7 protein-coding genes are annotated in these 7702 nt (G+C 68.9%); 1 reads left to right on the top strand and 6 read right to left on the bottom strand.

Translation table 11 applies throughout. The annotated features are described in order from the left end of the window. Positions 1–134: 134 nt before the first annotated feature. The 6 genes from rpoS to BM252_RS13275 all read right to left on the bottom strand — a co-directional run bounded on the left by rpoS (position 135) and on the right by BM252_RS13275 (position 6406). Entirely contained in the window at positions 135–1148 is a 1014-nt protein-coding gene (rpoS, locus tag BM252_RS13300; RefSeq protein ID WP_093388075.1) for an RNA polymerase sigma factor RpoS, read from the bottom strand. 5 nt (positions 1149–1153) lie between these two features. Continuing rightward, positions 1154–2071, bottom strand: coding sequence for a peptidoglycan DD-metalloendopeptidase family protein (locus BM252_RS13295; protein WP_093388074.1), 918 nt, complete (start codon positions 2069–2071; stop codon positions 1154–1156). A gap of 49 nt (positions 2072–2120) precedes the next feature. Further along, positions 2121–3023 (bottom strand): protein-L-isoaspartate(D-aspartate) O-methyltransferase, encoded by a 903-nt coding sequence (locus BM252_RS13290; protein ID WP_093388072.1) that lies wholly within the window; start codon positions 3021–3023, stop codon positions 2121–2123. Then, the gene (surE, locus tag BM252_RS13285; protein ID WP_093388071.1) at positions 3020–3757 is read right to left on the bottom strand and encodes a 5'/3'-nucleotidase SurE; all 738 of its coding nucleotides are present in this window, start codon (positions 3755–3757) and stop codon (positions 3020–3022) included. Before surE ends, BM252_RS13290 begins: the two co-directional genes overlap by 4 nt. Before the next feature lie 117 nt (positions 3758–3874). Next, positions 3875–5794 carry a KGGVGR-motif variant AAA ATPase gene (locus BM252_RS13280; protein WP_093388069.1) on the bottom strand — a complete coding sequence of 640 codons (1920 nt, stop codon included), beginning with the start codon at positions 5792–5794 and terminating at the stop codon, positions 3875–3877. A 9-nt stretch (positions 5795–5803) separates the two neighbouring features. After that, positions 5804–6406: a toll/interleukin-1 receptor domain-containing protein gene (locus BM252_RS13275; protein WP_093388068.1), complete on the bottom strand. Its 603-nt coding sequence runs from the start codon at positions 6404–6406 to the stop codon at positions 5804–5806. Between the two features lie 204 nt (positions 6407–6610). On the opposite strand from BM252_RS13275, the gene BM252_RS13270 reads away from it, so the two are divergent. After that, entirely contained in the window at positions 6611–7591 is a 981-nt protein-coding gene (locus tag BM252_RS13270) for an NADPH:quinone oxidoreductase family protein (protein WP_093388066.1), read from the top strand. Positions 7592–7702 lie beyond the last annotated feature (111 nt).

Below are 7702 nucleotides of genomic sequence, written 5' to 3'. Positions count from 1 at the left end.
ATCGGATAGCATCATGCCGAGAAGTTAACACAACGAAAACGCGTTTACAACCGCTATCGATTGCTTAAGTCAACGGCATTAGGGTCTGACCCTAGGTTTGCGCCGCTTGGATTGGCTGAAAGCGCAGGCGTCGCTTACAGCAGGGAGTCGCGCACCACGCCGCGCGCCGCCATGGCGCGCTTCAGCTTGACCAGCGCCTCCTGCTGGATCTGGCGCACCCGCTCGCGCGTCACGCCCATCTCCTCGGCCAGGGTTTCCAGGGTGGCCGGGTCGTCGTTGTCCAGGCCGAAGCGGCGCATGATGACGATGCGCTGCTTGTCGGGCAGCTTGGTCAGCCAGTCGCGCACCAGCACCGTCATCTCGCGGTGCTCGGCGCGGGCGTCCGGGCTGTCCTCGGCGTCGCCGGGCAGCATGTCCATCAGCGAGGACTGCGGGTCGTTGTCGAGCGGGGCGTCGAGCGAGGTGGCGTGCTCGGACAGGGCGAGGATGTCCTGCACCTCCTCGACCGGGCGGCCGACCAGCTCGGCGATGTCCTCGGCGGTGGCGTCCTTGCCGTTGTGGTGCAGCGCCTCGAGGTGGTATTTGCCGCGCAGGATCTGGTTCAGCTCGCGCACCATGTGCACCGGCAGGCGCACCGTGCGGGCCTGGTTCATGATGGCCCGCTCGATGCTCTGGCGGATCCACCAGGTCGCGTAGGTGGAAAAACGGAAGCCGCGCTCGGGCTCGAACTTGTCGATGGCGCGCATCAGGCCGATGTTGCCCTCCTCGATCATGTCGAGCAGCACCACGCCACGGTTGATGTAGTGCTTGGCGATCGACACCACCAGCCGCAGGTTGTGCTCGATCATGGTCTGGCGCGCCTTGAAGTCGCCCTGCTTGGCCAGAGTGGCGAAGTGGACCTCCTGCGGCGCCGTCAGCAGCGGGCGCGTGCCGATCTGGTTCAGGTAGTGCTGGGTGGTGTCGGTCGACAGCTCGGCCGCCAGCACCTTCTTCAACTCGTCGACACTCTCCAGCACGGCGCCGACCTCGACCGGCGCCTCGCCCTCGCCCGCTTCGATGGCGTCGACGGCTAGGTCATCGCTCGATTCGTCCGGGAACTCCTCCGGTGCCGAATCGTCATCCATCTGGTCGGGCGGCATATGGGTCATGGTCGCTAACGGTTAGGCAGGAATTTCGACGGGTCCACCGGCTTGCCCTGCTGCCGGATTTCGAAGTGCAGCTTGACGCCGTCGGCGTCCGAATCGCCCATTTCGGCGATCATCTGTCCCTTGTTGACGCTCTGCCCCTCCTTCACAACGATGCTGCGGTTGTGCGCGTAGGCCGACAACAAGCTGTTACTGTGCTTCACGATGACGAGATTACCATATCCGCGAATGCCGCTGCCGGCGTACATGACTTTTCCGGCGCCGGCAGCCACGACTTGTTGCCCGGCCTTGCCGGCGATGTCGACGCCCTTGTTCTTGCCCTCGTCGAAGGTGGCGACGACGCGCCCCTCGGACGGCCACATCCAGCTCAGCTTCTCGTCGTCGGCCGGCGCGGCGGCGGCCGGCGCGCTCGGCGCCGCCACGGCCGGGGCCGGCGCGGCGGCCGTGGCCGGCTTGCCGTTGTCGCCGTCGGGGCGTTGCAGCTCGGCCAGCGCGGCGTCGGTATAGGCCCGCTTGTCGGCCTTCGGCCCGCTCTTGCGCGGCACCGGCGCGGCCGGCGCCGGCTTGCTCTCGGCCGGCGGCATGACGATGGCCGAGGTCTGCACGCCGGCCGCGCCGGCGTCCGGCGGCAGCACGCGCAGCACCTGGTCGACCTTGATGTCGTTCGGGTTGGCCAGGTTGTTCCAGCTGACCAGGTCGCGGTAGTTCTGGCCGTGCTCGAGGGCGATGCGCAGCAAGGTGTCGCCCTTCTTGACGGTGTACAGGCCGCGCTCGTCGCGGCCGCGCTGCGCGTCCTCGCTCGGCGTCGACGGCTTGGGCAGGGGCGCGTTGCGCTCGACCACCGGCGCCTGGTTGGGGGTGGTGCTGCAGGCGCTCAACAGCGCCAGCGAGATGCTCAGAACAAGCAGGGAACTTTTATTAGTCATTCTCATCTTAATAGGTCTATCTGGTCGCCCGCGGCCGGGCCGGGCCGGCTCAGGCCGTGCCCGGCCGCAGCGGGACGAAGTGGCAGTCTTCCAGGGTTTCGCTGACCCACTCGGCCTTGCCGGTGCGGGTGATCAATTCCAAATGTTGCGCGCGCGCGCCCACCGGCGCCACCAGGCGGCCGCCGATGGTCAGCTGCTCGAGCAGGGCGCGCGGCACCTCCAGGCCGGCGGCGGCCAGGATGATGCCGTCGAAGGGCGCCGCCTGCGGCAGGCCAAGCATACCATCTCCGTAGTGCAAGCGCAGGTTCGCCACGCGCAACGGCCGCAGGTTGCTCTTGGCCAACTCGTGCAGCGGCTTGATGCGCTCGATCGAGTACACCTCCTGCGCGACGCGCGACAACACCGCCGCCTGGTAGCCGCAGCCGGTGCCGATCTCGAGCACGCGGCGCAGCGTGCCGCCGTTGCGCATCACCTCGATCATGCGCGCCACGATGTACGGCTGGCTGATCGTTTGGTGGTGGCCGATCGGCAGCGAGGCGTCGATATAGGCCTGCGAGGCCAGCGCCTCCTCCATGAACAGATGGCGCGGCACCGTCTCCAGCGCGGCCAGCACCTGCTGGTCCTTGACGCCCTGCTTGGCGACGCGCGCCACCATGGCGCGGCGCACCGCCTCGGACACCAGCGGGTTCTGCCGTGGCGCGGCGGCGGCGGCCGGCTGGGCCCGCTCCATGGCGTAGCCGTGCGACTTCGACGGCGAGGCGCCGGCGCCGCCGGCGCGGGCGGCCGGGCCGGCCTGCGCCGCGCCCGGCCGGGCGGCCTGCTGGGCCGCGCTCAGCGCGGCGTTCTGGGTCGCCGTCTGCGGCGTGGCGACCGGCGCGAACAGCGCCGTCTTCTTGGCCTTGTCGACCACCGAGGACAGCGGCAGCGGGAAGCTGCGCGGTTTGTCGTTCATGCCAGGCCCCTTGCCAGCGCGTCGAGTTGGGTGGTGTGGGTCAGGTCGATCTGCAGCGGGGTGATCGAGACCTGGCCCCGGGCGACGGCGTGGAAGTCGGTGCCGGCGCCGGCGTCCTTGGTGGCGCCGGGCGGGCCGATCCAGAAGATCTCATTGCCGCGCGGGTCGAGCGCGCGGATCACCGGCTCGGCCTGGTGGCGCCGGCCGAGCCGGGTGGCCACCACCGGGCCGAAGCGCTCGTAGGGCAGGTTCGGGATGTTGACGTTGAGCAGGTAGGGGCGCGCCAGCGTGTCGAACTGGCGCAGCACGATGTCGCGCGCCAGGCGGGCGGCGTCCTCGATGTGCTCCCAGCCGTGCGAGCCCTGCGAGAAGGCGATCGCCGGGATGCCGAACAGATAACCCTCGGTGGCGGCGGCCACGGTGCCCGAGTACAGCGTGTCGTCGCCCATGTTGGGACCGTTGTTGATGCCCGACACCACCAGGTCGGGCCGGTAGTCGAGCATGCCGGTGAGCGCGACGTGGACGCAGTCGGTCGGCGTGCCGTTGACGAAGTAGAAACCGTTGGCCGCCCGCTGCACCGACAGCGGCCGGTCCAGCGACAGCGAGTTGGAGGCGCCGGAGCGGTTGCTGTCGGGCGCCACCACGACGATGTCGGCCACGGCGGCGAGCGCCTCGGCCAGGGCGTTGATGCCGGGGGCGAGGTAGCCGTCGTCGTTACTGATTAGGATTCTCATACGCCGATTTTAACCGAAGCAATGGCCGGAAGCGCGAACCGGCGGCCCCGCCGGCAGATAAATTTATTGCCGACGGGAAAAGCGCGGCGCCGGTGCGGCGGCGCCGGCCGCGCCGCGTCAGCGGCGCCGCCCCGGCGCCGGCGCCGCGCCGCCCAGCTCGACCGGCTCGGGCCGCTCGGCGAGCAGGCCGGCCACCTCGTCGAGCTCGCCCAGCTGCGCCAGCGCGCTGTAGTCGGGGCCCTCCAACTGCTGGCACAGCTCGCGCACGCTGGCCGCCTCGCCCAGCTGGCGCAACACCTCGTCGAGCTGCTGGCGCGCCGCCCGCGTCTCCGGATGGGCCGCGCCCAGGCGCTGGGTGCGCGCCTCGACGACGGTGCTGAACAGGCCGCGCGCCGCCTCGAACTGGCGCAGCTGGGCCAAGGTGCGCGCCAGCGCCGACTTGGCGCGCAGCGTGTCCGGATGCTCGGCGCCGAGCAGGCGCTTGCGCGCCGCCACCACCTGCTGCTGGGCGTCGCGCGCCGCCTCGAGCTCGCCGCGCAGGGCCAGCAGTTCGGCGCGCGCCGCCTTGCATTCGAGCGTCAGCAGGTGCTCGCCGCCGAGCAGGCGCAGGTAGGCCTCGAGCACCGCGTCCTGGATCGCCAGCGCGGCGCCGCTGTCGCCCCGCAAGGCCAGCGTGGCGGCCAGGCTGCCGCGCGCCGCCAGCGTGTCGAGGTGCTCGGCGCCGAGCTGGCGGGCGCGCGCCTCGACCACGCACTGCTCGAGGAACTCGGCCTCGTCGAGCCGGCCCTGCTGGCGCAGCAGGCCGGCCAGGTTGCTCTTGCTGAGCAGGGTGTCGACATGGTCCTCGCCGAGCACGCGCTGGCGCAGGCTCATGCTTTCCTCGAAGCAATGCACGGCCTGGCCGGCCTTGCCCTCGCGGCGGTACAGCTCGCCCAGCCGGTTCAGGTCGCGCGCCAGCGGCAGCGACTGGGCCCGCGGGCTGCCGTCCTCGAGCGCCTGGCGCGCCTCGCCGATGGAGGCCAGCAGGTGGATCTCGCGGCTCGACTGCCAGGGGAAGTAGCCGCCGGCCAGCCATTCGAGGAAGGCCTCGAAGGTGCGCGTCAGCGAGAAGCGGTCGCCGCCCTGGTCGATGCGCACGGCCAGCTGCTCGCCGTAGGCGAAGGTCTTGGTCTGCTGCAGCTGCACCTCGTCGAAATAGCTGTCCATCAGGGCGTGCTGCAGGCCGTAGCAGTCGCGCAGCAGCTCCTCGAAGATCGGCTGGTAGCCGGCGATGCCGCGCGCCGCGTCGCCCCGGCGCCACTGGGCGCGCTGCTCGCTGTCGCCCATCTCTATGCGCGAGGGCAAGGGGTAGACCAGCAGCTGGCGCTGCTCGTCCTCGTGGCTGCGGCGGTAGGCGGCGGCGCGCGCCACCAGCGCCTGCACGCCCTCCAGGCTTTGCCGGTTGGGCGTGAAGACCACCACCAGCTTGCGCGGGAGCAAGGTGGTGCAGATGCCGGCGCTGTCGCTGCGGCCGGTGCGCGAGTCGACCAGCACGTAGCGGAAGTGGCGCGCCAGGTTGTCGGCGAAGCAACGGAACAGCGCCGGGCAGGCGTCGAACAGCGTGTCCCAGTGCAGCGCGGCGAGCCGCTCGCCGTAGCTGGCGTCGAAGCGGCCGGCGCGCATCAGGTACAGCGGGCTGCTCTGGTCGACCCGGCAGACGTACTGCTCCCAGTCGATGGCGGCCAACACCTGGCGCGCCAGCTCGGCGTCGTCCTGGCCGCCGCCGCCACGGCGGCGCTGCAACTGCTCGCCGCAGGCCTCGAAAAACTCCAACACGCCGGGGCCCTCCTCGTGCTGCGGGAAGTAGTGGTGCAGGCCCGGCGCCTCCAGGTCCCAATCTATCATCAGGGTCGGCACCGTCGCGTTCTGCCGCTTGGCCAGCAGCACGGCGATGTTGGACAGGGCCATGGTGCGGCCCGTGCCCCCCTTGTAGGAATAGAAGGTGACGACTTCGCCGGGCGCGGTCAGCGGCGGCAGGGACAGGCGGGTGAGTTCCATGGCGAACCTTTAGCGTGGGAAGTGGGGGGGAGGAATGGCGCGCCATTCCGGCGGAATGTCGGGCAGCACGAAACGGCTGCAATCATGCCCGGGCGGCATGTAGCGTTTCAGACAATGGTAGTGGGCGGCGATGCGCTGCACGATGCGCTCTATGTCGGGCAGGTAGTCGGGATTGGTCTTCAGGTCGCCGGTGGCCAGGGTGTAGCGCGAGAAATCCACATACATGCCGCCGGTGATCTGCGGCGGCAGGCTGAGCGGGTGGCGCGTCATGATGACGGGAATGATCAGGTGGCTGGGCAGCGCATACCACTGCTTGCGCTCGTCCTCGATCAATTGCATGGCGGCAAATTCGCGCCGGGTGTAGGGGTGCGCCTCGTACTTCGGCGTGTAGATGACGATCATGCAGACGCTCTCGCACAGGGCGGTGGCGATGCGGCTGTCGAGGTCGTCGCCGCCGCCGAGTTGCTCGCTGTCGACAAACAACTCCCTCTCGGAATCGAAATGGGGTTCCAGATAGCACTTCAGGGCGTCCACCAGATCGTTCTTGAACTTGCTCATGAACGCATGCCGGCCATGCGCGTAACTAAAGAAACAGCCGTAGCGGATCGCCATGACATCCCTCCGTTTCTTTTCCAGGCACGATGCTGCGCACTAACCAACTCTAACAATCCCCTACCCCGCCACTTTGCGCCGGCGCAAATGCGTAGCAAAATGAAAACACCGATTGCGCTGGCGCCATTTCAGGCATAATTGAAAAACCAAACGGTCGTACTATTTTCCAGCCACACCCATCCAAACGAGAACGGAGACACACAAATGAAAGCCATCGTATGCAAGGCCTGGGGCCTGCCGGACAGCCTGGTCGTCGAGGAACTGGCGGCACCGCTGCCGGCCGCCGGCCAGGTGGTGGTCGAGGTGCAGGCCGCCGGCGTCAACTTCCCGGACGTGCTGATCATCCAAGGCAAGTACCAGTTCAAACCGGAACTGCCGTTCACCCCGGGCAGCGAGGTGGCCGGCGTGGTCAGCGCGGTGGCGCCCGACGTGACCAGCTTCAAGGTCGGCGACCGGGTCATCGCCTTTACCGCGACCGGTGGTTTCGGCCAGCAGTTGGCGGTGCCGGCGCAGGCCCTGATGCCGATGCCGCCCGGCATGGATTTCGACACCGCCGCCGCCATCACCCTGACCTACGGCACCTCGCACCACGCCGTGGTCGATAGAGCCGCGCTAAAATCTGGCGAGACCATGCTGGTTCTTGGCGCGGCCGGCGGGGTCGGCCTGGCCGCCATCGAGATCGGCAAAGCGCTGGGAGCCCGCGTCATTGCTGCCGCTTCGAGCGACGAGAAGCTGGAAGTGTGCAAGGCGCACGGTGCCGACGCCGTCATAAACTACAGCAAGGAAGATTTGCGCGAGGCGATCAAGGCGGCCACCGGCGGCAAGGGTCCGGACGTGGTCTACGACCCGGTCGGCGGCGACTACAGCGAGGCGGCCTTCCGCTCGATCGCCTGGCGCGGCCGCTATCTGGTGGTCGGCTTCGCCAACGGCGAGATCCCCAAGCTGCCGCTCAACCTGACCCTGCTCAAGGGCGCCTCGCTGGTCGGCGTGTTCTGGGGCGAGTTCGCCAAGCGCGAGCCGAAGGCCAACCTGGCGGCCATGCGCGAGCTGCTCGGCTGGTTGGCGGAAGGCAAGATCAAGCCGCGCATCTCGGCCCGCTACGCGCTGGCCGACACCGCCCGCGCGCTCGAGGACATGGCCGCGCGCAAGGTCACCGGCAAGGTGGTGATCCTGCCGCAGGCTTGAAGCGGGGGCTTCTTCCACGGCAAGAATGTCTGGCGCCGAACCGGTGCAGACGTGAAAACGGGGCGCCGACATTGCTGTCGGCACCCCGTTTTTTTACCCCTACCCCGCGAC

The sequence above is a fragment of the Rugamonas rubra genome, assembly GCF_900114705.1.
GTDB lineage: Bacteria > Pseudomonadota > Gammaproteobacteria > Burkholderiales > Burkholderiaceae_D > Rugamonas > Rugamonas rubra.
This window is presented reverse-complemented; position numbering and strand designations above follow the sequence as displayed.

What these genes read in the sequence shown, in the direction of transcription:
- surE (WP_093388071.1), bottom strand. Translation starts at nt 3,757, where the DNA reads ATGAGAATCCTAATCAGTAACGACGACGGCTACCTCGCCCCCGGCATC.
- BM252_RS13295 (WP_093388074.1), bottom strand. Translation starts at nt 2,071, where the DNA reads ATGACTAATAAAAGTTCCCTGCTTGTTCTGAGCATCTCGCTGGCGCTG.
- BM252_RS13280 (WP_093388069.1), bottom strand. Translation starts at nt 5,794, where the DNA reads ATGGAACTCACCCGCCTGTCCCTGCCGCCGCTGACCGCGCCCGGCGAA.
- BM252_RS13290 (WP_093388072.1), bottom strand. Translation starts at nt 3,023, where the DNA reads ATGAACGACAAACCGCGCAGCTTCCCGCTGCCGCTGTCCTCGGTGGTC.
- rpoS (WP_093388075.1), bottom strand. Translation starts at nt 1,148, where the DNA reads ATGACCCATATGCCGCCCGACCAGATGGATGACGATTCGGCACCGGAG.
- BM252_RS13270 (WP_093388066.1), top strand. Translation starts at nt 6,611, where the DNA reads ATGAAAGCCATCGTATGCAAGGCCTGGGGCCTGCCGGACAGCCTGGTC.
- BM252_RS13275 (WP_093388068.1), bottom strand. Translation starts at nt 6,406, where the DNA reads ATGGCGATCCGCTACGGCTGTTTCTTTAGTTACGCGCATGGCCGGCAT.